Source organism: Gallaecimonas kandeliae, from assembly GCF_030450055.1.
Classification (GTDB): domain Bacteria; phylum Pseudomonadota; class Gammaproteobacteria; order Enterobacterales; family Gallaecimonadaceae; genus Gallaecimonas; species Gallaecimonas kandeliae.
Window position 1 is genome coordinate 2,842,638 of the sequence record NZ_CP118480.1, and the last position, 25,596, is coordinate 2,868,233.

Below are 25,596 nucleotides of genomic sequence, written 5' to 3' on the forward strand. Positions count from 1 at the left end.
TTTGGGGAGCGCAAACCCGGCGACTCTGGCCAGGTTCAGCACCAACCTGACGGGTGGCCGTGTTTAACTGCCACCCGGCTCTGACTATAGCTGCCCGCCAGGGGCGCCGCGTGCCGGCCTTGCACAAAGAAACGACAAAGTCCCCCACATATTTAAGCTTTCATTAATGGTACCGCCCTAGTCTGCCCCTTGCTGGCCGCCGCACTCCCCGGCTGCCCGAGGCTCAAAGACAGGCACCATAATGAAAAAACTAAAAAGCTACCTGCGCCAATTCGACAAGGCCCGCCGCAGCAAGGACGATGCCCTGGAAGCCCTGCTGCTCAAACTGCTGGCCCGCTGTTCCCAGTCCAGCCAGCAACCCCTCGAGCCGGCCGAGGTCAAGAAGGTGCTGATACTGCGCAGCAACAAGCGCATCGGCAACATGCTGTTCCTGATCCCCTTCGTACGCCAAGTCCAGCGCAACTACCCCGGCGCCCAGGTAGACCTGCTGCTCCACCAACCCTGGCAGGCCAGCCTCTTCGAGGGCCTGGGGCTGAACCACATCTACAGCTCCAGGCTGTCCCTGCGCCGCCTCTGGTCGCTGGTGCCTCTGCTGCGGGATCTGCGCAAACAGCGCTACGACCTGCTGCTGATGCCCTACAGCTCCGCCACCGACACCTGCCTGGCCGCCTTTATCCATGGCCGCAACAAGGCCGCCCGCCAGCATGGCCAGCGCCATATCGTCTTCCCCCAGTCCGTCTCAGTGCCGCCCCAGGGCCTGCATGCCGCCCTGGCGTCCCTGCCGCTGCTGGGGGCCCTGGGCTGTGACGTCGCCGCTCCTGATCACCACTTGGCCTTGTCTGCTGGGGAGCAGCTGGCCGGCACCGCCAACGCCAGGCAGTTGCGCTGCCCCAAGGCCCAGGTCCAGTTGGCCTTCTTCCGAGGCGCCCGCGGCAGCAAGCAGATAGCAGATGCACAGTGGCAGGCCCTGCTGGCCGAGGTGGAGCGGCAGCTGCCCTTGCCGGTGCAATGGGTGGAGATCCTGAGCCCCGACATCCCGGCGCCGCTGCTGGACAAGGGCAGCCACTTCCAATGCCGCGATTTTCGCCAGCTGGGCGCCACCCTGGCGGCCATGGACGGCTTCATCTGCGCCGACACCGGCCCCCTGCACCTGGCGGACGCCGCCGGGGCCCGCTGCTTTGGCCTCTTCAACGAGACGGATCCGGCCATCTTCGGCTGCCTGGGGACAAACTGCCATAACCTCTGGTTCCAGGGCGACGACGACTGGCCGAGGCTGGCCGGCCTTATCGCCGAGGAGCTGGCCCGCCAGCCGCGGCAAGAGGCGCTGCCGGCCAGCGCCTGATCCGGGTGACCGGCGGGGCAACTGCGCCTACAGTATCGGTAAGCTCCCCTTACCGAGACCAGCCATGCCAAGACCCTGGGTCAGCGAGGCCATCCACAAGATAGAGGCCGACTTCCAGCGCAGCGCCGACACCCACCTGCTGAAGCTGGACAGCCCGGCCTTCCCCGGCATCCAGCTCTACCTCAAGGACGAGTCCAGCCACCCCACCGGCAGCCTCAAGCACCGCCTGGCCCGCTCCCTCTTCCTCTACGGCCTCTGCAACGGCTGGATAACGGAGGGCAAGACCATCATCGAAGCCTCCAGCGGCTCCACCGCCGTCTCCGAGGCCTACTTCGCCCGGCTGCTGGGCCTGCCCTTTATCGCCGTCATCCCCAAGGGCACCTCAAGAGAGAAGATCGCCAAGCTCGCGTTCTACGGCGGCCGCTGCCACCTGGTGGATTGCCCGGCCGACATCAACGCCGAGTCCCACCGCCTGGCGGCCGAGACCGGCGGCCATTTCGTGGACCAGTTCACCCATGCCGAGCGGGCCACCGACTGGCGGGGCAACAACAACATCGCCGAGACCCTCTTCAATCAGATGGCCCACGAGCCCCATCCCGAGCCCCACTGGCTGGTGATGAGCGCCGGCACCGGCGGCACCTCGGCCACCCTGGGCCGCCATATCCGCTACGCCCGCATGGACAGCCGCCTGCTGGTGGTGGACCCGGAAAACTCCGCCTTCTTCGACTACTACCAGAGCCGGGACCCAGGGGTGCGCACCAAAGGCTCGCGCATCGAAGGCATAGGCCGGCCCCACCTGGAGCCGAGCTTCATGCCCGACGTCATCGACGAGATGCTCAGGGTGCCGGACGAGGCCAGCCTGGCCGCCATGCTGCTGCTCGAAGAGCTGCTGGGCCGCAAGGTGGGGGGCAGCTCGGGCACCAATTTCTACGGCGCCCTGGTGAAGATGAAGGCCATGGCCGATGCCGGCCAGGAAGGCTCCATCGCCACCCTCATCTGCGACCAGGGGGAGCGTTACCTCAACACCTACTACGACCCGGATTGGCGCCAGGCCCAGGGCCTGGACGTCGCCCCCTGGCTGGAGCGGCTGCGCCTGTTCTGGCAAAGCGGCCAGGGGCTCTAGCCTCGAAAGCCGGCCAGCCTTGGCCTACAATGCCCTGCCCAAAGCCAGGGGCCTGGCCATAAAAACACCACTAGACGACCGGTCTAATCAAGACTAAGATACCGCCATGAACGCCATACCCCCCAGCCAAGACGTCAAGACCCAGATCCTCGATACCGCCCAGCGGATCATGGGCCAGAAGGGCTTTTCCGCCGTCGGCCTCAACGAGATCCTCTCCGCCGCCGGCGTCCCCAAGGGCTCCTTCTACCACTACTTCGGCTCCAAGGAGGCCTTCGGCGTCGCCCTGCTTGACCGCTACTTCTGCGACTACCTCAAGGCCCTGGGCACCCTGCTGGACGACGACAGCAAGCCGGCCGCCCAGCGGCTGATGGCCTACTGGCAGCACTGGCTGGACACCCAGGCCAGTGGCGACCCGGAGAGCAAATGCCTGGCCGTGAAACTGGGGGCCGAGGTCAGCGATCTTTCCGAGGCCATGCGCACCGTGCTGGACAAGGGCACCAGCGCCATAGTGGCGCGCCTGGCCGGCAGCCTGGCAGCGGGCTTTGCCGACGGCTCCATCCCCCAGGGCGGCGATGCCCAGGTACTGGCCGCCTCCCTCTACCAGCTGTGGCTGGGGGCCAGCATGCTGGCCAAGGTCAGCCACAGCCGCGAGCCCATGCTGGCGGCCCTGGCCACCACCAGGCGCCTCTTGGGCCAAGACTGAACCGGGCCGCACCGCGGCCCCTTTATTTACCCGGACACTAGACGACTGGTCTACTCAAACAACCAAGGAGACTGCCATGTCCCAGAGCACCACCAACAGCCGCATCGTGCTGGCATCCCGCCCCCAGGGCGAACCCACTCCTGACAACTTCCGCCTGGAGCAGGCCCCCATTCCCGAGCCGGCCCAGGGCCAGGTGCTGCTGCGCACCGTCTTCCTGTCCCTGGACCCCTACATGCGCGGCCGCATGAGTGACGCCCCCTCCTACGCTCCGCCGGTACAGATCGGCGAGCTGATGGTGGGCGGCACCGTCGGCCGGGTGCTCAGCTCCAAACACCCCGACTACCGCGAAGGGGACTGGGTGCTGTCCTACAGCGGCTGGCAGCAATATGCGTTGAGCGACGGCACCGGTCTCACCAACCTCGGCCAAACCCCTGCCGCCCCTTCCTACGCCCTTGGCGTACTGGGCATGCCCGGCTTCACCGCCTACATGGGCCTGCTGGACATAGGCCAGCCCAAGGCCGGTGAAACCCTGGTGGTGGCCGCCGCCACAGGCCCAGTGGGGGCCACCGTCGGCCAAATCGGCAAGCTCAAGGGCTGCCGCGTGGTGGGTGTCGCCGGCGGCGAGGAGAAATGCCGCTATGCCGTAGAGGAACTGGGCTTTGACGCCTGCCTGGACCACAGGGCACCCGACGTCGCCGAGCAACTGGCCAAGGCCTGCCCCGCCGGCATCGACGTCTACTTCGAGAACGTCGGCGGCAAGGTCTTCGACGCCGTGCTGCCGCTGCTCAATACCGGCGCCCGGGTCCCTGTCTGCGGCCTGGTCTCCCAGTACAACGCCACCGAGCTGCCCGCCGGCCCGGACCGGTTGCCGCTGCTGATGGGCACCCTGCTGAAAAAACGCATCCGCATGCAGGGCTTCATCATCTTCGACGACTACGGCCACCGCTTCGGCGAGTTCTGGCAGGACATGAGCCGCTGGGTCGGTGACGGCAGCATCAAGTACCGCGAAGAAATGATCGACGGCCTGGAACAGGCCCCCGCCGCCCTTATCGGCCTGCTCAAGGGCGAGAACTTCGGCAAGCTGGTGATCCGCGTCGGCGCCGACGACTGACAAGAGGAAAACAAGATGAAGATACTGATGGTACTGACCTCCCACGACCAGTTGGGTGACACCGGCGAGAAGACCGGCTTCTGGCTCGAAGAGCTGGCCGCCCCCTACTATGCCCTCAAGGACGCCGGCGCCCAGCTGACCCTGGCCTCGCCTCTGGGCGGCCAGCCGCCCCTGGATCCCAAGAGCGCCGATCCGGCCTTCCAGACGGACGCCACCCGCCGCTTCGAGGCCGACAGCGCGGCCCTGGCCACCCTGGCCAGCACCGCCAAGCTGGCCGAGATCCAACTGGACGCCTTCGACGCCCTCTTCTACCCCGGTGGCCACGGCCCCCTCTGGGATCTCGCCGAGGACAAGGCCTCCATCGCCCTCATCGAAGGCGCCATCCAGGCCGGCAAACCGGTGGCCGCCGTCTGCCACGCCCCCGCCATCTTCCGCCATACCAAAGATGCCGACGGTGCTCCCCTGGTCCAAGGCAAGGCCGTTACCGGCTTCAGCAACAGCGAGGAAGACGCCGTGGGCCTGACCCAAGTCGTGCCCTTCCTGGTGGAAGAGATGCTCAAGGCCAATGGCGGCCACTACGGCAAAGGTGAGGACTGGGCTCCCTTCGTCGTCAGCGACGGCCTGCTGGTCACCGGCCAGAACCCCGCCTCCTCCGAGGCCACGGCCCAGGCCCTGCTGGCGCTGCTGGGCAGCTGAGAACAAGGCTCCTGCGGGAGCCTTTTTCATGCTTGCCGCACCAGGCGCTCCCCTTGGCGCAGCCGCTACCCGCAAGCCAGAGCTGGACTATAAGATCTGGGGCAGACAATCGAAGGAGCCAGCTATGGAGCAGGATCTGCTGAAGGCATTGGGCATGCGCCACCCCGTCATCCAGGCCCCCATGGCCGGGGTCTCGACACCACAGATGGCGGCGGCCGTCTCGGGCGCCGGCGGCCTGGGCTCCCTGGCCCTGGGCGCCAGCAGCATCGACCAGGCCAGGGCCCTTATCGAACAGACCCGCGCCCTCACCGACAGGCCGGTCAATTTCAACCTCTTCTGCCACCAGGTCCCCCAGCGCAACCCGGCCCTGGAAGCCAACTGGCTGGCCACCCTGGCCCCGCTCTTTGGCGAGCTCAATGCCGAGGCACCCGAAGCCCTCAAGGAACCCTACCCCAGCTTCCTGGCCGACCCCGGCATGCTGGACCTGCTGCTGTCGGTACGTCCCAAGGTCGTCAGCTTCCATTTCGGGCTGCCCTCCGCCGGGGCCATCCAGGCCTTCAAGGCCAGCGGGACCTTGCTGCTGGCCAGCGTCACCTCCCTGGCCGAGGCCGAGCAGGCCCAGGCGGCCGGCATCGACGCCCTGGTGGCCCAAGGCATTGAGGCGGGCGGCCATCGAGGCGTCTTCGACCCGGCCAAGGACAACGGCCTCGGCACCCTGGCCCTGGTGCGGCTCTTGGCAGCCAGGAGCCCGCTGCCCATCATCGCCGCCGGCGGCATCATGGACGGCGCCGGGATCCGGGCCGCCCTCAACCTGGGGGCTTGCGCCGCCCAGCTCGGTACCGCCTTTATCCTCTGCCCCGAGTCCGCCGCCAACGACAGCTACCGCGCTGCATTGCAAAGCGGGCGCGCCCACCACACTGCCTTTACCAGCGCCATCTCAGGCCGCCCCGCCCGGGGCCTGCCCAACCGCTTCTGGAAGTTGGCCGGCAAGGTGCCGGACTACCCCGTCGCCTACCACGCCGGCAAGGCCCTGGTAGCGGCCGCCCAGGCCGCAGGCAACCCCGATTTTGCCGTACAGTGGGCCGGCCAGGGCGCCCCCCTGGCCCGCGCCCTGCCCGCCGCCAAGCTGGTCAAAACCCTGGCCGCCGAACTGGGCGCGCTATAACGGCGCAGCCCATGAAAAAAGCCGCCTAAGGCGGCTTTTTTCATGCTTTAGCGGGCCAGGCTCCTCTATGCCTGCTCGCCGGCCGCGGCCAGGGCCGGCTTCCAGGGTTTGAAGTGCAGCAGGTAGCGAAGGGCCACGTAGCCCACCACCAGGGTGGCCACCGCCAGCTCAAGCCCGGCCAGGCCGCGCAGTTGCAGGGCCACCGGCCCCTGGCCCCAATGGCCGAACAGGGCGCTGCATTTGAACAGCGCCGTGGCTCCGATCACCATGGGGAAGGTGAAGGCGGCGTAGCCGGGGCTGAAGGGCAACCGCAGCAGCCGAAAGAAGGCCAGGTAGATGAAGGACGTCATCAGCACCGCTATGCCCAGCAGCAAGGCCACCAGCAGCGGCGAAGGCTCGGCCACCAGGGTCAGGTAACCGGCCAGGGACAGGCTGGCCGGCGCCGCCATGATGGCCAGGGTCGGCAGGGCCGCCTGGGGCACCGCCTCGGCAAATACCAGCCGGTACAGCATCAGCGGCAGCATCAGGCCGTAGCAGAGGATGCCGAACCAGAGCAGCGCTGTGGCCAGGGGAGCCAGGGCGCCGCCCGGGCTGGCCACGGCCGCCACTATGATCCCCACCGGCGGCACGAACCAGCTGGGCACCATGTGATGCAGCCTGAAATCCTTGAGCCTGTGCCAGGCGAAGCTGGCCAGGAAGAGAAGGTGCAGCGCCACCGCCAGCAACCAGAGCCCAGGGCTGGTCCAGGCCTTGGACAGCACCATGGTCGCCATGGCGAAGGTGGGCACCACCGAGCCCACCACGGGGTGGGCCAGATCCTGCCAGAGCAGCCAGGGGTGGAGCAGGAACTTGGCGGCCAGCACCAGCAGCAGCACGGCGGCGACGGCGGCCCCCAGGGCCTGGGCGTGGCCCCCCAGGGGGGCGGCGCTCTCCCAGGACCAGCCGAGGCTGGCGATGCCGAGGGCCAGGCCGGCCATGGGAGTGGGGGCGGCGGCGAGGCGTTGGCGGCTGAAGGCGAACATGGTGGCGGTCCGGTACAGGGAAGATGGCGCCATCATAGGCAGCGGCCGTCATCTATGATATCTAAACGTTTTAAACTAAACGTTTAGAAATAAAGAACACCATGATCAGTCTCAAGCAGTTGGCCGTCTTCGCCAGCATCGCCCGCCACGGCGGCCTGGGCCCGGCGGCAGAAGAGCTCTTCCTCAGCAAGGGCGCCGTTTCCCAGGCCCTGGCCGAACTGGAGCGCCAACTGGGCAGCCCCCTCTTCGACCGGGTCCACCCCAGGCTCCAGCTCAACGACCAGGGCCGCCAACTCCAGCCCCTGGCCGAGGAGCTGCTGGACAGGGTGCAGGACATCCAGGCCCTGTTCCAGGACGACGCCGCTCCCCAGGGGCTGCTGCGCCTCGGCGCCAGCCAGACCATAGGCAACTACCTGCTCCCTGCCCTGCTGGCCAAGATGCCCGCGGCGACGGCCCAGGTGCGGATCACCAACACCCACAACCTCTGCGCCATGCTGGCCCACTTCGAGCTGGATCTGGCCCTGGTGGAAGGGGAAGTACACCACCCTGCGCTGCTGACGAAGGACTGGCTGGAGGACGAGATGCTGGTGCTGGCAAGGCCCGGCCACCCCCTGGCCGGCCAGTCGCGGCTGCCGCTCGAGGCCCTGGCCGGCCAGCCCTGGGTGCTGCGCGAAGTCCAGTCCGGCAGCCGCGAGCAGTTCGACCGGGAGCTGGCCCCCAGGGTGGCGCCGGCCCAGGTGCTGGAGCTCAACACCCTGGAGGCGGTGATGGGGGCCGTGGAACAGGGCCTGGGGCTGACCCTGGTGTCAAAACTGGCGGCCGCGCCCCGGCTGCAAAGCGGCCAACTGGTGCAGCTCGGGCTGGCAGCGCGCTTCCCGAGGACATTGCGCCTGGCCTGGCACCGCCAGAAGTACCACTCGACGCTGCTACGCCGCTTCGTCGACTTTTGCCTGGATCAAAGCCCGCCCGCCAAGGCTGGGCAATAATGGCCGCAGCGCTTAACCTCTAGCTAGTACCGCTTTGGAGTTTTCCATGAGACCCGACGTTACGCCCTTCTTCGACGAGGCCACCAACAGCTACAGCTACCTGGTGCGGGACCCGGCCAGCCACGCCGCCGCCATCATAGATCCCGTGCTCAATTTCGACCCGGCCGCCGCCCGCATCAGCCATGAAGGGGCCGACGCCATAGCCGAAATGGTGGAGGCCAAGGGCCTGGAGGTTCAGTACCTGCTGGAGACCCATGTCCATGCCGACCACCTCACCGCCAGCGCCTACCTGCAGGCCCGCCTCGGCGGCCATATCGGCATCGGCGATCAGGTGCCCGTGGTGCAGCGCCAGTTCGCCCACCTCTTCAACCTGGGGCCTGATGTACCCCTGGACGGCAGCCAGTTCGACTGCCTCTTCCACGACGGCGAGCGCTTCGCCCTCGGCAGCTTGGAAGTCAAGGTGCTGCACAGCCCCGGCCATACCCCGGCCTGCGCCTGCTACCTCATCGGCGACGCCCTCTTCGTCGGCGACACCCTCTTCATGCCCGACTACGGCACGGCCCGCTGCGACTTCCCAGGCGGCGACGCCGCCACCCTCTATGATTCCATCCACAGGCTCTACGCCCTGCCGGGCCAGACCCGCATCTTCCTCTGCCACGACTACAAGGCGCCGGGCCGCGACCACTTCGACTGCCGCACCAGCATAGAGGACCAGCGCCAGCACAACGTCCATATCCACCAGGGCGTGGACAAGGCCGCCTTCGTCGGCATGCGCGAGGCCCGTGACCAGACATTGGCCGTGCCCAGGCTGCTGCTGCCGGCCGTGCAGTTCAACCTCAACGCCGGCCACCTGCCCGCCGCCGAGGCCAACGGCGTCCATTACCTCAAGCTGCCCCTGGACCAGCTCTGATTGTTACAGCGGTTTTCGCCACTGTCCGCTTCCCATGAGGCGCGAGGCGCAGTAGCATGGCCGCCGCGTACCCCAGGCTCCTGGCCGGGAGTGCGCGTTCAATCAACTTATTCTCAGGGCGGGGCGAAATTCCCCACCGGCGGTAGGCTGCCACGGCAGCGAGCCCGCGAGCGCCCGGCCATGCCGGGGTCAGCAGATCTGGTCCAAGTCCAGAGCCGACGGTCATAGTCCGGATGAAAGAGGATAAGGGTACTGGCCCCGCCAGTGCCTTGCTGCGGCCTGGCCGCGGCCTTCCTGTGCCCTGATTCTGGTAGCCTTAGGAGCTTGAGTACCATGAGTCAGACCAATCAACAGCCTTCCCTGCTGGCCCAGTTCGGCACCCCCTTGGAGCGTGTCGAGGCGGCCCTCGAGGCCCTGCGCCAGGGCCAGGGGGTACTGGTGGTGGACGATGAGGACCGCGAAAACGAAGGGGACCTCATCTACAGCGCCCAGCACCTTACCGACGCCCAGATGGCCCTGATGATCCGTGAATGCAGCGGCATCGTCTGCCTCTGCCTGACCGACCAGCAGGCCGCCCAGCTGGAGCTGCCGCCCATGGTGGCCGCCAACAACAGCAAGAACCAGACCGCCTTCACCGTCTCCATCGAGGCCAAGGAAGGGGTCACCACGGGCGTCTCCGCCGCCGACAGGGTCACCACCATCAAGACCGCCACGGCCCCCGGCGCCAAGCCCGAGCACCTGGCCCGCCCCGGCCACGTCTTCCCGCTGCGCGCCAAGAGCGGCGGCGTGCTGGAGCGCCGCGGCCACACAGAAGGCACTGTCGACCTGATGCGCCTGGCCGGCCTCGAGCCCTTTGGCGTGCTCTGCGAGCTCACCAACGAGGACGGCACCATGGCCCGGCTGCCACAAATCATCGCCTTCGGCCACAAGCACGGCATGCCGGTGCTGAGCATCGAAGACTTGGTCCAGTACCGCCTGGCTGCCCAGAAGCAGGCCAGCTGAGCCCCGCTTTATCGCCAAGAAGCGGGCCCAGGCCCGCTTTTTTTTTACGCCAGGGCCCGCTGCGGTTACAATCCGGGGGTTTCCAATTAGTCAATGGATGAAGTTCCCATGGGACGAGCGTTTAACAACCGTAAAGAATCCATGGCCAAAACGGCCGCAACCAAGACCAAGATCTATTCCAAGTACGGCCGCAACATCTATGTCTGCGCCAAGCAGGGCGGCGGCGACCCCTCGGGCAACCTGGCCCTGCGCAGCCTGATCGACCGTGCCAAGAAAGACCAGGTCCCCACCCACGTCATCGAGAAGGCCATCGACAAGGCCAGCGGTGCCGGCGGTGAAGACTTCCAGCCCGCCCTCTACGAAGGCATTGGCCCCGGCGGCGCTCTGGTGCTGATCAGCGCCCTGACCGACAACCCCAACCGCACCTTCGGCGAGATCCGCGGCGTCTTCTCCCGCTGCAAGGCCAAGCTGGGCAGCCAGGGTTCCGTCTCCCACATGTTCGACCACCGCGCCATGTTCGTCTTCCCCGGCGACGACGAAGAGCCGGCCCTGGAAGCCCTGATGGAAGCGGACGTGGACGTCTCCGACATCGAGAGCGAAGAAGGCATGATCACGGTGCTGGTGCCGCCCACCGAGTTCTTCAAGACCAAGACGGCCCTGCAGGAGATGAACCCGGAGATCAACTTCGAGATGGAAGAGATCACCTACCTGCCCCACGCCGAGCACAACCTGGCCGGCGAAGACGCCGAGCAGTTCGAGCGCTTCGCCGCCATGCTCAACGACTTGGAAGACGTCCAGGAGATCTACCACAACGGCAGCTTCGAAGGCTGATCGCCACAGGTAGCAAAAACGGAGCCTCGGCTCCGTTTTTTTATGCCCCAAATACGCCCCCACCTTGCCGCCCAGCCCCACTACACTTTGAAGGCCCCATGACACACACCAGGCTGCCGCCCGGCAGACAAGGATGTGGCCGCCACCGGCAGCGCCAACCCGAGGTGGTTACCATGAAAATGCTCGTGCAAGTCCAGATGCCCGTAGAGCCCTTCAACCAGTTGGTGCGCGACGGCAGCGCCGGCAGCACCCTGGCCGCCATGCTGGAATCCATCAGGCCCGAGTCGGCCTATTTCTTCGCGCCCGAGGGGTGCCGTGGCTGCATCCTCGTCGTCGATATCCAGGATCCGGCCCAGATCCCGTCCATCGCCGAGCCCTTCTTCCTGAAGTTGGGTGCCCAGTGCTTTTTCCATCCGGTGATGAGTCCTGATGACCTGGCTCGCGCCGGCTTGGAGGATCTGGGTCGCAAGTGGCGTTGAGGTTTTGCGGTTTGCCCTCGCGGCGGTTTGGCGGTTGAAGAATTTGCCTTACCGGCGGTGAGGGGGGGGCCAGGTTCGGGATTGCTTTTTCGGCCTGGCCGCCGCTTTACGGCTTGGGATCAGTGGCTTATGGTAGGGGTGGTTGAGTTTTAGGCAGTGCCATGCTGGCGGCCTAGCCAGCCGTAAGTTGGCACGATTAAGGAAGATTACAAGGACAGTGAGGGAGTGGAGGCCCGTCATCTCAAGGGCGGTAGCGTGTCTTGAATGTGCCTGCGGCACGGCTTTTTGTTCGCGGGGGGCGCCCCGCTGGCGCGGTACTTTTGCGGCAAAAGTACCCAAAACCCGGCCCCACGCTTCGCTTGTTCTTCGCCTCTGGTCGCTTGCCGCTGACCGCTGCGTACGCGGGTCCAACCACGTATTCCGCTCGCTCGGCGTCCTGGTTACTCGGACCTTCCTGGTCCTCGCCCTAACGGGCCATCGTCGCAGGCTCCGATGTTCAAATTTGCTCCCGGCAAATTTGTCACGCCAGCTCACGCTCCCGGCGGCTCAGCGCTCCACTAAAAGGGGCCCCAAGAGCCCTGCTCCAGCAAGCAAGGGGATCAGCGAGTTGTCAGTTTGATACTGGCTGGTCTAATGAGTAAAAGCGACCGCGGTCGCTAATAAAAATGTTATGCCGATGGCTAGAGCGTCCTTTCAACGATAAACGTTCGGTATATTTTTAAACAGTAAAAGGAGAGCAAGCTATGATTCAAGACTGGCCCGCCTTGGGTTTAAACAACGTCGAGCACACTTTTGGAACCAAGTTTGGCGTTAGCAGTAACCCTTTACTTCGAAAGGCATTGAAGGACAAAAAAAAATCCGGTAACTGCTTTGCCTATTCAATGCTCTGGTGCCGTCAATGCATAAAATTGAACCGAAAAATTCTGGACAAGAGTGAGTTAATTACACACACCCCCCTAATGATCGCCGCACAAGCTATGCAGTCGTGGCAGGTACGACAGAACAGGAAGGGTACTTTTGGGGTAGAAGGCATGCTTAGTGAAGTCTATTACCAAGCGATGGCAGCTGCATTCTGTATTTCTGCCACCGAGGTCGGCAAAGATGTAGGGTCTATTTTGAGTGATCACAATGGCTGGCTTGAAGTAGTGACTGCAACAGAAGGATGTTATGTGATTGCTTTCATTTTTGCCGGTGGAGGCGCACACGCTGTAGCTGTTTTGAATAAAGGTCGAGATTTAATTTTTTTTGATCCCAATTATGGCCAATACTCGGTAGATAACTACGCTCCATGGGAGATGTTGCAATTCCAAATTGACGTCAAGAAAGGTTGCGATACCTATGGCTTCATTACGAATTGGATCGCGGTTAGAGTGACCTAATGAATTAAATAACTAATCCTCACTTTACCAGCAATCGCCCGAGTATTTTGACAATATAGTGAAAAACGACATAACAAAACGGTCGAGTCGGTCGGGGTTTTCTCCGCTTCGCCCCGAAAACCCCACCGCTCACCTTGTCGTTTTCCTCATGGATCTATTTGAATCTCCAGCTCCATAGCATTTCCCTTTTCTCCCAATACTTCGACAAAGACCTAGCGGCGACGCGGTTTGCCTGATTTAGCTTTGTTGCTGCCGCTTTGCCCAAGGGCTTTGGCGCGTAGGGATTTCTTGGAGGATTTACCCTTGGGGCTGCTGGCTTCTTCCTGCGCCAAGAGATCCGGTTCGAAGCCTTCCATCCACTGCAGGTTAAAGTGTTCGCCGGTGAGTTTTTCTACGTCTTTGAGTAGGTATTTTTCTTTGTTGGAGACTAGTGATACGGCCAGGCCCGCTTGACCTGCACGGCCGGTTCGGCCGATGCGGTGAATATAGTCTTCGGCGTTGTAAGGCAGCTCATAATTGATCACGTATTGCAGTTGCTCGATGTCCAAGCCGCGCGCGGCCACGTCGGTGGCGACAAGGGCACGCACTTGGCCAGCTTTAAACTCTTCCAAGCCACGGTCGCGGGCGCCTTGGGATTTATCGCCATGTACAGCGGTGGCGCTGATGCCATCTTTGGCAAGCTCTTTAGCAAGCTCGTCCACCGCTTGCTTGGTGCGCGTGAAGATAAGCACCTGTTGCCAATTTTTGGAGCCGATCAGGTACGCCACCAAAGCCGCTTTGCGCTTGTTGTCGACTTCAAAAAAGCGCTGCTCAATCTTCGCTGCCGTCGCATTTCGTTCGGCGACTTCGATCAGTTTTGGCTGCTTTAGAATGGTTTTGCTGAGGGCAAAGACGTCATCGTTGAAGGTGGCGGAGAAGAACAGGGTTTGGCGCCTTTCGGGTAGGCGTTTCAGGATGCGGTTGATATCGACAATAAAACCCATATCCAACATGCGATCAGCTTCATCGAGAACCAGTGTCTCAACGGTGCCCAGGTCAATAAGCTCTTTGATGGCCAGCTCCAGCAAACGGCCCGGTGTCGCCACCAGGACATCACAGCCTTGGTTCAACGCATCGATCTGCGCCTTGATACTGGCCCCGCCGTAAGCCACGACCGAGTTGAAACCTAAGCCTTGACTGTATTTCACAAAGCTTTGGTGTACTTGTTGAGCCAGTTCCCGCGTTGGCGTCAGCACCAACACACGAATGGCTTTTTCAGAGGCTTCTCGAACGAGGTGACGTTGGATCAATGGCAAGGCAAAGGCGGCCGTTTTACCGGTCCCCGTTTGCGCCCCCGCCATCACATCGTGACCCGCCAGGACTTCTGGGATCGCCGCTTGTTGGATCGGCGTTGGCGTTTGATAACCAAGCACATCGATGATGGCCAATAAATCCACGTGAAGACCTAGGGTGGAAAAACTCATAAAATCAACCACTTATAGTAAATCCGGGCGGCGCTATTGTAGCATAGAAACCCTGGAAGCCTGCGATGACTATCAGAGATGATATCGTATACGCAGCTCCGCCCCCTAAATTAGGAATTAACTTCCAAACATAAACCCGGAAAAAACACCATGCCTGAAAAAATGATGAGATCTTCAGTAGCGACAGTGCAGTTGGGTGTGGCCAGGGCAGATGGGAAGCTGTCGTTGACGGATTCGGACGTTTCTTTTGTCCCCTTCAACGAGCAGTTTGGACTGGGTCCGTATCGGTTCAAGCGCGATGAAATCAAATCCGTGGCCAAGTGTTTAGGCAAAGGTGGCGGCATAATGCCGGTGACGACTGACGCAATTCGAGTCACTTTATCAGACGAGTCATGTTACGAATTTATCGTCGCCGAAGCCGAGCAGTGGATAGAAGCTCTCGGGGAGATCATCAGCTGACAGGCGGGCGCATAAATGCGCCGCTGCATTTTGTGCCAAGATGATTATGAGACCAGACAGTAACAACCAAGAGCTAAGCGACATCACCGTCGAGTTGGCGGCGCGGGAGCCTTTGTTTCATCGGGCGGAGTTTGGCAGTAGCCGGCAGGATTTTGAGCGGATGATGGCCGAGGAGTTCTGGGAGGTCGGCGCTTCGGGCCAGGTATATTCCCGGGCCTTTGTCCTCGACACCTTGGAACAGCGCCATGGCGGCCCAGCGAAAGAAGAGTTAGTGGTCACAAACTTTCGCTGCCAGCGGCTCGCGGCCGATCTTTATTTGGCCTCCTACAACCTCGACCAGTCCGGCCGCATCACCCAGAGGGCAAGCCTCTGGCGGCAAACCCCCGATGGCTGGCAGGTCGTCTACCACCAGGGCACTGTTGTGGCCTAGGGGCCCTAGCACGCTGCCAAATGACAGACTTCCAAGAACATCCCATGAAAACTGTGGCGGCATATATCGAACAAGAGGGTAAATAAATGTCAATGGAGTTATTCGTCATTATGGCACTGAAGGATATGCCCAATACGGACCAAATGAATGCGTTGGCCGTGAAGGAATCGCTACCCATCATCTTTAATGCCCACGTTGATATGAAAAAGCATACGGGTTATCTCCCTGCGGTTTTAAATGGTAAAAAATCAGGCGTTGAGACTTATGTTAGTGACTACGGTGCGGTGTCAGCTGACTTCCCTGATTTCGATTCAGGCAAGTATGAAAGCCCCGTCGTGGTGACCTTTCGCTGGGGGGGAGACTTTTCCGAAATGACAGTGGCAATGGCAATGGCCTACCTACTGTCGGAGAATTTTTCTGCCACAACCTTTGAGCCACAAGGCGGCACTTTTCTTAATACCGAGGATTTGCAGCAAGGCTTCAAAGCCCTTTTAGAGCACCCCATCGACGGAATGTAAGGTGCGGTAACAACTTAATGTACCAAACAGAAGGGACTCACAATGTCAGCTTCGGCAAAGATAAAACGGATAGCGCGCTGCCGCTGTGGCGCTGTGGAGATCGAGACTTTGGGGGAGCCCATTATCGGGGCGGCCTGCTATTGCGACGACTGCCAGGCGGCGGGCAGGGAGCTGGAGGCCTTGCCGGGAGCGCCAATGGTGCTGGACAAGGCCGGAGGCACGGCGTTTTTGCTGTTCCGAAAAGACAGGGTGAAGTGCGTCAAGGGCGAGCCGCTTTTGCGTGACCGCTGGCTGAAGGAAGGGGCGCCGTCACGGCGGGTGCTGGCGTCCTGCTGCAACAGTTTCATGTTCCTCGAATTCCAGAAAGGCCACTGGTTCTCGCTGTGCCGGGCCCGCTTCGAAGGGGAAGCGCCGCCCCTGCAACTGCGCATCCTCACCAAGTTCAAGGCCGAAGGGGCCGAGCTGCCTCCTGGCCTGCCGGCCTACCCGACCTTCCCGTTCAAATTTGTCGCCAAGCTGATCCTGGCCCGGCTGGCCATGCTGCTGCCAAGCAGGGCCGGTTAGGCGCATGGCCATCGTTGCCCGCCGGCTTCGCCGCCACCCGGCACTGCCTCCTCCCCCCTTAAAAGCCGCCCTGGGCCTGGGCTGCCCTTGGCTATCGGGCACTAAACTGTAATAGTGGTTATGGCGTTGTTGCATTCCCGGTGATCCCTATGGCCTTGGCATCTCCCCTGCTGCTGGAAAAAACCCTGGACCTGCTGCTGGACCTGGTCTGCGTGGTGGACCCACAGGGGCGCTTCGTCTATGTCAGCGCCGCCTGCCAGCCCATCCTCGGCTACAGCCCCGAAGAGCTGCTGGGCAGCAACATGATCGATCTGGTCCACCCCGAGGATCGTGAGCGCACCCGGGCGGTGGCCAGCCAGATCAACGAGGGCATGGCCCTGCGCCACTTCGAGAACCGCTACCTGCACAAGGACGGCCACGACGTCTGGATGAGCTGGTCGGCCCGTTGGTCGGAAGACGACAAGCTGCGCCTGGCTGTGGGCCGGGACGTGACAGTCCACCACCAGAGCCGGCGCCAGCAGCAGGCCCTGTATAGGATCTCCGAAGCCGCCCACGACGCCGAGGGCCTGGCGGCCCTCTACCAGCAGATCCACAGGATCATCGACGAGCTGTTGCCGGTCGGCAGCTTTGCCGTGGTGCTCTACGACGCCGACAACCTCAGCATTCCCTATTGGTCTGGCAGCCAGCCGCCCAAGGCGCTGCTGCTCGATAGCGCCTTGTCCGAGGTGATAACACAAGACAAGGCAGTGCTGCGCCCTGGCGGGGAAGAACCGGATTGGCTGGGGGTGCCGCTGCGCTGCCAAAGGGGCGTCATGGGCGCCCTTGTGGTGCAGGCCAAGGGCCAGGAGGGGCGCTTCCAGCCGCACCAGCAGGAACTGCTGCAATTCGTGTCCATACAGGTGGCCACCGCCATAGAGCGCAAGCAGACGGAGGCCCAGCTCAAGCACATGGCCGGCCACGATCCCCTGACCCTGCTGCCCAACCGCACCCTCTTCCACGACCGGCTGGCCATGGCCATGGCCAGGGCCCAACGCCACCGGCTGTCCCTGGCCCTGCTCTACCTGGACCTCAACGATTTCAAGGCGATCAACGACAACCACGGCCATGATGCGGGCGACAAGGTGCTTTGCGAGGTGGCCAGGCGGCTGACCGAGGCGGTGCGCAGCTCAGATACAGTAGCGCGCCTCGGCGGTGACGAGTTCATAGTGCTGATGACCGAAGTCAAGAACCAGGCCCAGGCCGGCCGGCTGGTGGACAAACTGAGCGCCGCCCTGCTTGCCCCCGTCCAGGTCGCGGATCAAGCCTTCAACCTCTCCGCCAGCATAGGCCTGGCCCTCTATCCCGAGCACGGCGAGGACAGCTCCAGCCTGCTGCGCCACGCCGATGCCAGCATGTACTGCGCCAAGGGGCGAGGCCGTTAGCCGTTGTACAAAATCCTACAGTTTGACCCTAAATCCGTCGTTTACGCTTGGATGACAAGCGCCTGCTAGACTTCAGGCAGCACCCCTAGGCTCCAGGGTCACGCTGACCTTGGCCTCCTCACAGGGAAGAACGTCAGAGGAGCCGTATGGCGCAACGCCAAGACAAGGCCGAAAACCAGCCCAAGTCCCCCATGAAGGGTCAGGTCAAGATCATCATCTGGCTGCTGCTGGCCATCAGCGTCATCGTCTTCCTGCTGGGTTACTTCCAAGCCGAAACCATGAATAGCGTGCGGGCCTATGTCAGGGGCGAGGGGCTCTGGGCCAAGGCCCAGAAAGACGCCGTGCTGCAGCTCTACCAATACAGCCAGTCCGGCGACGAAGCCCACTTCCAGGCCTTCCAGGCCGCCCTCAAGGTCAACCTGGGGGACAGCAAGGCCCGCCAGGCCCTGCAACTGCCCAGCCCCGACGAGGCCATAGCCCGGCAAGGCTTCCTGGAAGGGGGCAACCATCCCGACGATGTCGACGGCCTCATCAGCTTTTTCGAACGTTTTCAATACGTCTACTACATGGCCAGGGCCATCGACATCTGGACCAGGGCCGACCAGGACATCAAGCAACTGCAACAGATAGGCGAGGCCCTGCACCAGGCCCACGGCAAGGGTGACCCCAGCCTGGTTGCCGAGCTGGACAGGCTCAACCACAAGCTCAACGAGATGGAAGTGGAATTCTCCTCGGTGCTCAGCGACGGCTCCAGGTGGGTCAAGAGGGTCACCTTGTCGGTGTCCTTCGTCGCCCTGGTGCTGATGATCCTGACCGCCCTCTACATCTCCAGGCGTATCGTAGCCCGCCTCAACGAAACCGAAGCCAAGCTGCGCTTCAGCGAGAACCGTCTGCAGAGCCTGCTCAGCTCGGACATGCTGGGGATCTTCGACTGGGACCTGGAAGGCCGGATATTGGACGCCAACGACGTCTTCCTCGACATGCTCGGCTACAGCAGGGCAGAACTGCAGCAGGGCCGACTGGACTGGAGCAAGCTGACACCCGAGGAGCACCAGGGCAAGGACGAGATAGCCCGCGCCGAGATAGCCGAGATGAGCTATTGCCACCCCTTCGAGAAGGAATTCCTGCACAGCTCGGGGCGGCGGGTGCCCGTCTATATCGGCGGCACCCTCTTCGAGGGCCACGCCGACAAGGGTATCGCCTTCGTGCTGGACCAGACGGTCAAGAAGCAGGTGGAAGAGCAGCTGCGGCTGTCCGCCACCGTGCTGGAAGGCAGCAGGGACGGCATCATCATCGCCGATCGCCAGCAGCGCATCATGAACGTCAACCAGGCCTATTGCGCCATGGCCGGGGTGAACCGGGAGGATCTGCTGGGTCGCCACGCCCATTTCTTCCACAACGGCCAGGAGCACGACCCCCAGTTCGGCGCCAAGCTGGCCAAGGAAGGCCACTGGCAGGGCGACACCGAACTGGCCCAGGGCCGCGGCCTCAAGCTGCCGGTGCGGCTCAGCATCAGTGCCGTGCGGGACCAGGGCAACAACATCATCCACTACGTGGCCACCTACTCCGACATCAGCGACCGCATCATCTACGAGAAGCAGCTCAAGGACATGGCCCACTACGACCACCTGACAGGCCTGGTGAACCGGCGTTACTACCTGGAGCAGGCCAACAAGGCCCTGGCCAGGGTCCAGCAGAAAGGCGGTTATTGCGCCTTCTTCTTCATCGACCTCGACAACTTCAAACCGGTCAACGACAACCACGGCCACGAGGTGGGGGACAAGCTGCTGACCATGGTAGCCAGGCGCCTGCAGGGCTCGGTGCGCAAGAGCGACAAGATAGCCCGCCTGGGCGGCGACGAGTTTTCGGTGATCATGGAGGACATCAAGGATCCGGCCAACACCGCCTTCATCGCCGAGAAGCTGATCGAGACCATCACCCAGCCCTACCAGATAGAGGGCCTGGAACTGCGCATCGGCTGCAGCATCGGCATCAGCCTCTACCCCCTCCACGGCCAGACCGTCGCCGACCTGATCAAGGCCGCCGACCAGGCCATGTACAAGGCCAAGGCCGCCGGCAAGGCCGGTTTCCACATGGAAGGAGTGAGCTGACAGCCTTGCCCCAAGCCCAAGACCTGGCTTAGCCTGGAAGCCGCAACCACAAGGAGGAGCACCAGATGGAGCACCGGAACTGGGCCTGCCCCAAATGCGGCAACCGCCATTTCGAGACAGGGGAAATACGGGTGGCAGGGGGCTTCCTGTCCAAGCTGTTCGACGTCCAGAACAAGAAATACAGCGCCGTCACCTGCGGCCGCTGCCGCTACACCGAGTTCTACAAGGGCGACAGCTCCCAGCTCGGCAGCCTCTTCGATTTCCTCGCCGGCTGAAACAGTGCATTCCAGCGCCGCCCCGGCGGCCTGGGGTACAGTGGCCGGCAACCACAGCCAAAGCCCCATGCAAGCAGACAAAAAAGCCCTGGTGGTGGAAGGGGGCGCCATGCGCGGCATCTTCGCCACCGGCGTCCTGGACGCCTTCCTCGACCAAGGCCACAACGACTTCGACTTTTGCATCGGCGTCTCCGCCGGCTCCACCAACCTGGCGGCCTGGCTGGCCGGGCAGCGGGGCCGCAACTACAAGGTGATCACCGACTATTCCTGCCGCCCCGAATTCATCGGCCTGGGCCGCTTCCTCAAGGGCGGCCACTGGCTGGATCTCGACTGGCTCTGGGAGATCACCATCCGCGAGATCCGCCTGGATCTCGAGACCTTCGCCGCCCAGCCCCTGCCATTGCACGTGGTCACAACCCGGGTCGAGGACGGCCAGGCCGCCTACATCCAGGCCGATGCCTGCAACCTCGAGCAGCTGCTCAAGGCCTCCTGCTCCGTGCCCCTGGCCTACCGCCATTACCCGGAGATCGAAGGCCAGCCCATGACAGACGGCGGCGTGGCCGATTCCATCCCCGTGCTCAAGGCCTACGAGATGGGGGCGAGGGACATCACAGTGGTGCTGTCCCAGCCCCTTGGCTACCGCAAGAGGTCCAGCAAGGCCCCCTGGCTGGTGCGCCGGCTGCTGCGCCAGACCCCGGCCCTGGCCGAGGCCATGCTCAGGCGCCACCTGAACTACAATGCCGCCATCGACTTCATCGAAAATCCCCCGCCGGACTGCCGGCTCAAGGTGATAGCGCCGCCCCCCGGCTTCGCCGTGGGCCGCACCACCACCGACAAGCGCAAGCTGGACGCCGGCTACGCCATGGGCCTGGCGGCGGCGAATTGGCACCCACAGCCGAGCACGGATACACTCTAGGCTCAGGCCCACAAAGGGCCGCCTCAGCTAAAGGACTAGACCTTGAACATCACCAAACGCATCCTGCTTATCTCCTCACTGCTGCTTTCTTCCCAGGCCATGGCCGACGAAGCGTCCCGGGCCGAAGCCGAGAAGTTCCTCAACATCATCCACATGAAGACCGTCTTGGCCGACGCCATGAACCAGATGCTGGAACTTCAGCTGAAGCAGAAACCCGTTCTGGTGCCATACAAAGGCGTGATGCTGAAATTCATGCAGAAATACATGGGTTACGACAGCCTCAAAGAGGACATGACCAAAATCTATTCCGAGGCGTTCACAGCCAAGGAATTGAAGGAAATCAATGCCTTCTATAGCACTCCTACTGGCCAGAAGACGGTCGAGAAGCTGCCGGCACTGATGAGCAAAGGCGCCCAACTGGGCTACCAGCGAGTCCAGCAACACTCAGGTGAGCTTAGGGACATGATCAAAGCCGAAGCCGAGCGCATCCAGTCGCTTCAGCAAAGCCAAAAGGGCGGCTGAGCCCGGCGGCGCAACCGCCGCTCTCCAAGCCCGCTTTGACAGGGCTTGGCCCAAGCACTAAGAGATCCGTTGCGGCTCGCCTCTGGGCCGCAACGCCACCGCAAGGGAGAAAGGGATGGGGCCAATCAAACAGCTTTCGGCTTTCTGGCGGCACCGCTCCCTGAAGTTCTGGCTGGCCATGGGCATGCTGATGACCTTCCTGCCCAGCTTCCTCTCGGCCCTTGGCGGCTACCTGCTCTACCACCAGGCCGTGATCCAGCCCCTGGCGGAGGTCGCTTCCAAGCACCGGCAGATACTGCTTCCCCTGCAACAGCTGCAACTCTCCCTCTGGGGCCTGTCGGACACAGTCGTCGACTACGAAGCCGATGGTAAGATCAGCCACCTCGACGACTACCACAAGCAGGCGGCCCAGATCGCCGACAGCTTCAAAGCCCTGCGTAGTGCCCTCCAGGGCGACATACTGGCGGGTCGGGATCTGGCGACATCGGAGCGGGGCTGGCAGCTGCTGGAGGCACAGTCGAGCCAGCTGCTGTCCCAACAGGGGCTGCACGGCGACCATGCCGCCAGCGTCAGCCTGGAGCAGTGGGGGGCCGATATCGACGGCCTTGGCCAGGATCTGGGCCAGCTCTTCGACGATCTTCGCATCGAGAACGAGCAGAACCACGACCAGGCCCTGGCCGACCTCCAGCTCCTGGAGCGCCTGGCCATAGGGGGATTCAGCCTGTCCCTGCTCTTTGCCTGCCTGGGGGTCTGGGTGATCAACAGATCCCTGGTCAACAGCATGGAGCAGCTGGCCCAGGGCGCCCAGCGCCTGGCCGCTGGCGACAGGGAGCACCAAGTCCATGTGCGGCTGCCCCATGAACTGGTCAACGTGGCCGCCGCCTTCAACCAGATGACCCAGCAGATCCTCGAACAGGAGCGGGCCCTGGCCAGGGCTGCCGCCACCGACGGCCTCACCGGCCTCTACAACAGGCGCGAATTCGACCGGCTGCTGGCCGAGGAACTCCAGCGCAGCCAGCGCTACGGCAAGCCCTTCAGCCTGATCATCTGTGACATAGACCACTTCAAGGACTTCAACGACAGCCACGGCCACCAGGCCGGTGACCAGGCCCTGCGCACCCTGGCCAAGACCTTGCAGGACAACGTCAGGGAGGTGGACAAGGCCTGCCGCCTGGGCGGCGAGGAGTTCGTGGTGATACTGCCGGAAGGGGACCAGGAGGCCGTGCGGCAGACGGCGGAACGGCTGAGAAAGGCGGTGGAAGAACAGGAGATCCTGCTGGATGGCGGGGTCTCGGCCAGGATCACCATCAGCCTGGGGGTCGCCAGCCACCCCGACCAGGGCAATTCGGCCGAAACCCTGCTCTGGTGCGCCGATACCGCCCTCTACCAGTCCAAGGAGCAGGGCCGCAACAAGGTCACCTTCGCCACCCAAGCCCCCGCAAAGATCCCCCAGAGCAACTAGTATCGATCCTATGGGCTAGCGCCCAGATGCCCCCGGCCAAGCCGTTACCGGGGACGCTCCCCGTTGCCACAACCCATGGGGGCATCAAGAAATGAGAACCAAGCAAGCACCCACCTGGGCCTTCGCCGCCCTGCTGGCACCCGCCCTGCTCTGGCCGAGCACAGGCCTCGGCTTCGATGAAAACCACGTCACCCTCAACCAAGCCGCCAAGGCCGTAGCCAATTATCGCCAGGCGCCGCTGACACCCCAGGGCTTCGCCGCCGTTGGCCAGGTCATGGACTTTGCCCAGCAGAGCCCCCTGGTGATGGTGGCGGTGGACGACCTGGCCCTGCCCTGGATGGCCGACCGCCAGCTGGACCAGCAGTTGAAGTCGGTGCTGCTGGGCGCCTATGTGGTGGGCAACGTCGCCAGCCAGCTCTGGACCCATGTCAGGGGTAACGACTACTGCGCCGGCCTGCGGGAAGTGGGCAGCCTGGTGCTGAGGCTCAAGGGCACCCTGGGCCAGATCCAGCAGCAAAGGGTCGAGGGCTACTTCAGCCAGGCCTGGCACGAGCTGCGCTGCATGGCCCCCTAAGCTTTCCCTAAGCTTGGGCCGCCATGCTTGAGGGTCCACGCCAAGCAAGGGCCCGCCATGAACAAAGTCGCCCAAGTCACCCTCGCCTTCTGGGTGATGAAGATCTGTGCCACCACCCTGGGGGAAACGGCGGGGGATCTCTTGTCCATGACCCTGGGGCTCGGCTACGGCGCCAGCACGGCGCTGCTGCTTGGCCTCTTCCTGGCCGCCCTGCTGGCCCAGCTCAGGAGCAAGCGCTTCCACCCCGCCCTCTACTGGACTGTGATCCTCGCCACCAGCACCGCCGGCACCACAATGTCGGACTTCATGGACCGCAGCCTGGAGCTGGGCTACCTGTTGGGATCGACTCTGCTGGCAAGCGCCCTGGTGGCCATGCTGCTGCTCTGGAAAGCCAGCGAGAAGAGCCTGTCGGTTGACCATATCCAGGGGCTCAGGAGCGAGTCCTTCTACTGGGCCACCATCCTCGTCTCCAACACCCTGGGCACGGCGCTGGGCGACTACCTGGCGGACGACTCCGGCCTCGGCTTCCTCGGCGGTGCCAGCGTCATCGGCGGCGCCATACTGGCCATAGCCCTGGCCTACAAATGGACCTCCCTCAACAGGGTGGCACTGTTCTGGTTGGCCTTCGTGCTGACCCGCCCCTTCGGCGCCACCTTCGGCGACCTGCTGACCAAGCCTCTGGACGACGGCGGCCTGGCGCTGGGCACCCAGGGTGCCTCTCTGGTGCTGGCCAGCATACTGACGGTGCTGGTGGCAAGGAGCTGGCGCCAACACCGGGTGCTGGCCCGCCAATAAGCCCTTCCCTTCCGTCGCCGCCTAAGCCAAGCTGGAGTCCGATTTGGAAGTCGGAGGCAGGGGATGGCGGAAGGGCAGGCGGCACTGGATTGGCTAAAAGACGGTTACCAGCGGGAATCACGGCGGGTGCTGGCCAGCCTTATCCGCCTGCTGGGGGATTTCGACCTTGCCGAAGAAGCCCTGCACGAGGCCTTCGCCGCCGCCTTGAGCCAATGGCCTGTTGAAGGCCTGCCCGCCAATCCCCGCGCCTGGTTGGTGTCTACAGGCCGCTTCAAGGCCATAGACGAGCTGCGCCGCCGCGCCCGTTTCGACCATAGCCAGGCCGACCTTGCCGGCCGCCTGGAAGCCGCCCCCTTCGACCCCCAATGGCTGGAAGACGACAGGCTGCGGCTCATCTTCACCTGCTGCCACCCGGCCCTGGCCCTGGAAGCCCAGCTGGCCCTGACCTTGCGTGAACTCTGCGACCTCAGCACCGAAGAAATCGCCCGCGCCTTCCTGAGCAGCGCCCCTACCCTGGCCCAGCGCATAGTGCGGGCCAAGGCCAAAATACGTGACGCCGCCATCCCCTTCGAGGTGCCGGGCCCTGCCGCCCTGCCGGGGCGCCTGGAGGCGGTGCTCAAGGTCGTCTACCTGCTCTACAACGAAGGCTACTCGGCCACGGCCGGCGACGCCCTGCTGCGCCACGACCTCAGCCAGGAGGCCATCCGCCTCGGCCGGTTGCTTGCCGAGCTGCTGCCCCAGCCCGAAGTGCTGGGCCTGCTGGCACTGATGCAGTTCCAGGACGCCCGCCGCGACGCCCGCCTCGACGCCCAAGGCGAGCTGGTGACCCTCGAAGACCAGGACCGGCGCCTCTGGCACCGCGCCCAGATTGCAGAAGGCGAAGCCTTGGTGATGGCCGCCCTCCGGCAGGGCCCGGCCGGCCCCTATTGCCTGCAGGCCGCCATCGCCGCCTTGCACTGCGAGGCCGCCAGCTTCCAGGCCACCGACTGGCCGCAGATCCTCGGCCTCTACGACCGCCTGCTGGCCTTGCAGCCAAGCCCTGTGGTGGCCCTCAACCGCGCCGTGGCCCTGGCCATGGTCCAGGGGGCCGAGGCGGGTCTGGCCGAGGTGGACGCCCTCTTGGAGGACCTCGGCGGCTACCACCTGGCCCATGCCGCCCGCGCCGATCTCTGCCGCCGCCTGGGCCGGTGCGAAGAAGCCCGCGCAGCCTACCGGCAGGCCCTGGCCCTGACCCGGCAGGGGCCTGAGCGGCGCTTCCTGGAGCGGCGCCTGGCGGCCCTTTGAAAAAATTTTTAAAAAGCCTGTCGATCTCGGCCAGGCTTCTTCGACTAAGGAAT

The 25,596-nt window shown here is 63.6% G+C and carries 27 protein-coding genes and 1 riboswitch; of the genes, 25 read left to right on the plus strand and 2 right to left on the minus strand.

The genetic code is table 11. The features are described 5' to 3' along the window. The first annotated feature begins 241 nt into the window (after positions 1 to 241). The 6 genes from PVT67_RS14070 (at position 242) to PVT67_RS14095 (ending at position 6,140) form a co-directional block, all read left to right on the plus strand. Positions 242 to 1,342 carry a glycosyltransferase family 9 protein gene (locus PVT67_RS14070; protein ID WP_301494567.1) on the plus strand — a complete coding sequence of 367 codons (1,101 nt, stop codon included), beginning with the start codon at positions 242 to 244 and terminating at the stop codon, positions 1,340 to 1,342. A 64-nt stretch (positions 1,343 to 1,406) separates the two neighbouring features. Further along, on the plus strand, positions 1,407 to 2,465 hold the full coding sequence (locus tag PVT67_RS14075; protein ID WP_301494569.1) for a PLP-dependent cysteine synthase family protein: 1,059 nt from the start codon (positions 1,407 to 1,409) through the stop codon (positions 2,463 to 2,465). A gap of 106 nt (positions 2,466 to 2,571) precedes the next feature. Further along, positions 2,572 to 3,168, plus strand: coding sequence for a TetR/AcrR family transcriptional regulator (locus tag PVT67_RS14080; RefSeq protein WP_301494571.1), 597 nt, complete (start codon positions 2,572 to 2,574; stop codon positions 3,166 to 3,168). Between the two features lie 76 nt (positions 3,169 to 3,244). Further along, positions 3,245 to 4,279 (plus strand): NADP-dependent oxidoreductase, encoded by a 1,035-nt coding sequence (locus PVT67_RS14085; protein WP_301494573.1) that lies wholly within the window; start codon positions 3,245 to 3,247, stop codon positions 4,277 to 4,279. Between the two features lie 15 nt (positions 4,280 to 4,294). Then, positions 4,295 to 4,975 carry a type 1 glutamine amidotransferase domain-containing protein gene (locus PVT67_RS14090; RefSeq protein WP_301494575.1) on the plus strand — a complete coding sequence of 227 codons (681 nt, stop codon included), beginning with the start codon at positions 4,295 to 4,297 and terminating at the stop codon, positions 4,973 to 4,975. 124 nt (positions 4,976 to 5,099) lie between these two features. Then, entirely contained in the window at positions 5,100 to 6,140 is a 1,041-nt protein-coding gene (locus PVT67_RS14095; protein ID WP_301494577.1) for an NAD(P)H-dependent flavin oxidoreductase, read from the plus strand. Positions 6,141 to 6,205: 65 nt separating this feature from the next. Here PVT67_RS14095 and PVT67_RS14100 read toward each other — a convergent pair whose 3' ends face one another. After that, the gene (locus PVT67_RS14100) at positions 6,206 to 7,162 is read right to left on the minus strand and encodes a TDT family transporter (protein ID WP_301494579.1); all 957 of its coding nucleotides are present in this window, start codon (positions 7,160 to 7,162) and stop codon (positions 6,206 to 6,208) included. Between the two features lie 101 nt (positions 7,163 to 7,263). On the opposite strand from PVT67_RS14100, the gene PVT67_RS14105 reads away from it, so the two are divergent. From PVT67_RS14105 to PVT67_RS14130, 6 genes are all read left to right on the plus strand, one after another. Continuing rightward, on the plus strand, positions 7,264 to 8,148 hold the full coding sequence (locus PVT67_RS14105; protein ID WP_301494581.1) for a LysR substrate-binding domain-containing protein: 885 nt from the start codon (positions 7,264 to 7,266) through the stop codon (positions 8,146 to 8,148). A gap of 46 nt (positions 8,149 to 8,194) precedes the next feature. Further along, positions 8,195 to 9,058 (plus strand): MBL fold metallo-hydrolase, encoded by an 864-nt coding sequence (locus tag PVT67_RS14110; protein WP_301494583.1) that lies wholly within the window; start codon positions 8,195 to 8,197, stop codon positions 9,056 to 9,058. Between the two features lie 105 nt (positions 9,059 to 9,163). Then, a riboswitch (FMN riboswitch) is annotated at positions 9,164 to 9,307 on the plus strand. A gap of 84 nt (positions 9,308 to 9,391) precedes the next feature. Then, the gene (gene ribB, locus PVT67_RS14115) at positions 9,392 to 10,060 is read left to right on the plus strand and encodes a 3,4-dihydroxy-2-butanone-4-phosphate synthase (RefSeq protein ID WP_301494585.1); all 669 of its coding nucleotides are present in this window, start codon (positions 9,392 to 9,394) and stop codon (positions 10,058 to 10,060) included. Positions 10,061 to 10,168: 108 nt separating this feature from the next. Beyond that, positions 10,169 to 10,891, plus strand: coding sequence for a YebC/PmpR family DNA-binding transcriptional regulator (locus tag PVT67_RS14120; protein ID WP_301494587.1), 723 nt, complete (start codon positions 10,169 to 10,171; stop codon positions 10,889 to 10,891). A 173-nt stretch (positions 10,892 to 11,064) separates the two neighbouring features. Beyond that, positions 11,065 to 11,370: a panthothenate synthetase gene (locus PVT67_RS14125; RefSeq protein WP_301494589.1), complete on the plus strand. Its 306-nt coding sequence runs from the start codon at positions 11,065 to 11,067 to the stop codon at positions 11,368 to 11,370. Positions 11,371 to 12,113: 743 nt separating this feature from the next. After that, complete coding sequence (locus PVT67_RS14130; protein WP_301494592.1) at positions 12,114 to 12,749, plus strand: YopT-type cysteine protease domain-containing protein; 636 nt, start codon at positions 12,114 to 12,116, stop codon at positions 12,747 to 12,749. Positions 12,750 to 12,961: 212 nt separating this feature from the next. Here PVT67_RS14130 and PVT67_RS14135 read toward each other — a convergent pair whose 3' ends face one another. Beyond that, positions 12,962 to 14,224 (minus strand): DEAD/DEAH box helicase, encoded by a 1,263-nt coding sequence (locus PVT67_RS14135; RefSeq protein ID WP_336407757.1) that lies wholly within the window; start codon positions 14,222 to 14,224, stop codon positions 12,962 to 12,964. Between the two features lie 138 nt (positions 14,225 to 14,362). On the opposite strand from PVT67_RS14135, the gene PVT67_RS14140 reads away from it, so the two are divergent. The 13 genes from PVT67_RS14140 to PVT67_RS14200 all read left to right on the plus strand — a co-directional run bounded on the left by PVT67_RS14140 (position 14,363) and on the right by PVT67_RS14200 (position 25,543). Continuing rightward, positions 14,363 to 14,671 (plus strand): hypothetical protein, encoded by a 309-nt coding sequence (locus PVT67_RS14140; protein WP_301494594.1) that lies wholly within the window; start codon positions 14,363 to 14,365, stop codon positions 14,669 to 14,671. Between the two features lie 46 nt (positions 14,672 to 14,717). Further along, positions 14,718 to 15,101 carry a nuclear transport factor 2 family protein gene (locus tag PVT67_RS14145; RefSeq protein WP_301494596.1) on the plus strand — a complete coding sequence of 128 codons (384 nt, stop codon included), beginning with the start codon at positions 14,718 to 14,720 and terminating at the stop codon, positions 15,099 to 15,101. Positions 15,102 to 15,187: 86 nt separating this feature from the next. After that, on the plus strand, positions 15,188 to 15,619 hold the full coding sequence (locus tag PVT67_RS14150; protein ID WP_301494598.1) for a hypothetical protein: 432 nt from the start codon (positions 15,188 to 15,190) through the stop codon (positions 15,617 to 15,619). A gap of 42 nt (positions 15,620 to 15,661) precedes the next feature. Next, positions 15,662 to 16,183: a GFA family protein gene (locus PVT67_RS14155; RefSeq protein ID WP_473092208.1), complete on the plus strand. Its 522-nt coding sequence runs from the start codon at positions 15,662 to 15,664 to the stop codon at positions 16,181 to 16,183. Between the two features lie 149 nt (positions 16,184 to 16,332). Next, positions 16,333 to 17,604 (plus strand): sensor domain-containing protein, encoded by a 1,272-nt coding sequence (locus tag PVT67_RS14160; RefSeq protein WP_301494602.1) that lies wholly within the window; start codon positions 16,333 to 16,335, stop codon positions 17,602 to 17,604. 146 nt (positions 17,605 to 17,750) lie between these two features. Continuing rightward, positions 17,751 to 19,715 carry a sensor domain-containing diguanylate cyclase gene (locus tag PVT67_RS14165; RefSeq protein WP_301494603.1) on the plus strand — a complete coding sequence of 655 codons (1,965 nt, stop codon included), beginning with the start codon at positions 17,751 to 17,753 and terminating at the stop codon, positions 19,713 to 19,715. Between the two features lie 65 nt (positions 19,716 to 19,780). Further along, complete coding sequence (locus PVT67_RS14170; protein WP_301494605.1) at positions 19,781 to 19,990, plus strand: zinc ribbon domain-containing protein; 210 nt, start codon at positions 19,781 to 19,783, stop codon at positions 19,988 to 19,990. Between the two features lie 67 nt (positions 19,991 to 20,057). Continuing rightward, the gene (locus tag PVT67_RS14175; protein WP_301494607.1) at positions 20,058 to 20,906 is read left to right on the plus strand and encodes a patatin-like phospholipase family protein; all 849 of its coding nucleotides are present in this window, start codon (positions 20,058 to 20,060) and stop codon (positions 20,904 to 20,906) included. Between the two features lie 42 nt (positions 20,907 to 20,948). Further along, the gene (locus PVT67_RS14180; protein ID WP_301494609.1) at positions 20,949 to 21,428 is read left to right on the plus strand and encodes a DUF2059 domain-containing protein; all 480 of its coding nucleotides are present in this window, start codon (positions 20,949 to 20,951) and stop codon (positions 21,426 to 21,428) included. 115 nt (positions 21,429 to 21,543) lie between these two features. Further along, positions 21,544 to 22,890: a diguanylate cyclase gene (locus PVT67_RS14185; protein WP_301494611.1), complete on the plus strand. Its 1,347-nt coding sequence runs from the start codon at positions 21,544 to 21,546 to the stop codon at positions 22,888 to 22,890. 91 nt (positions 22,891 to 22,981) lie between these two features. After that, a complete protein-coding gene (locus tag PVT67_RS14190) occupies positions 22,982 to 23,464 on the plus strand; it encodes a hypothetical protein (RefSeq protein WP_301494613.1) in 483 nt (160 codons plus the stop codon). A 57-nt stretch (positions 23,465 to 23,521) separates the two neighbouring features. Beyond that, complete coding sequence (locus PVT67_RS14195; protein WP_301494616.1) at positions 23,522 to 24,259, plus strand: COG4705 family protein; 738 nt, start codon at positions 23,522 to 23,524, stop codon at positions 24,257 to 24,259. A 63-nt stretch (positions 24,260 to 24,322) separates the two neighbouring features. Then, complete coding sequence (locus PVT67_RS14200) at positions 24,323 to 25,543, plus strand: RNA polymerase sigma factor (RefSeq protein ID WP_301494618.1); 1,221 nt, start codon at positions 24,323 to 24,325, stop codon at positions 25,541 to 25,543. Positions 25,544 to 25,596 lie beyond the last annotated feature (53 nt).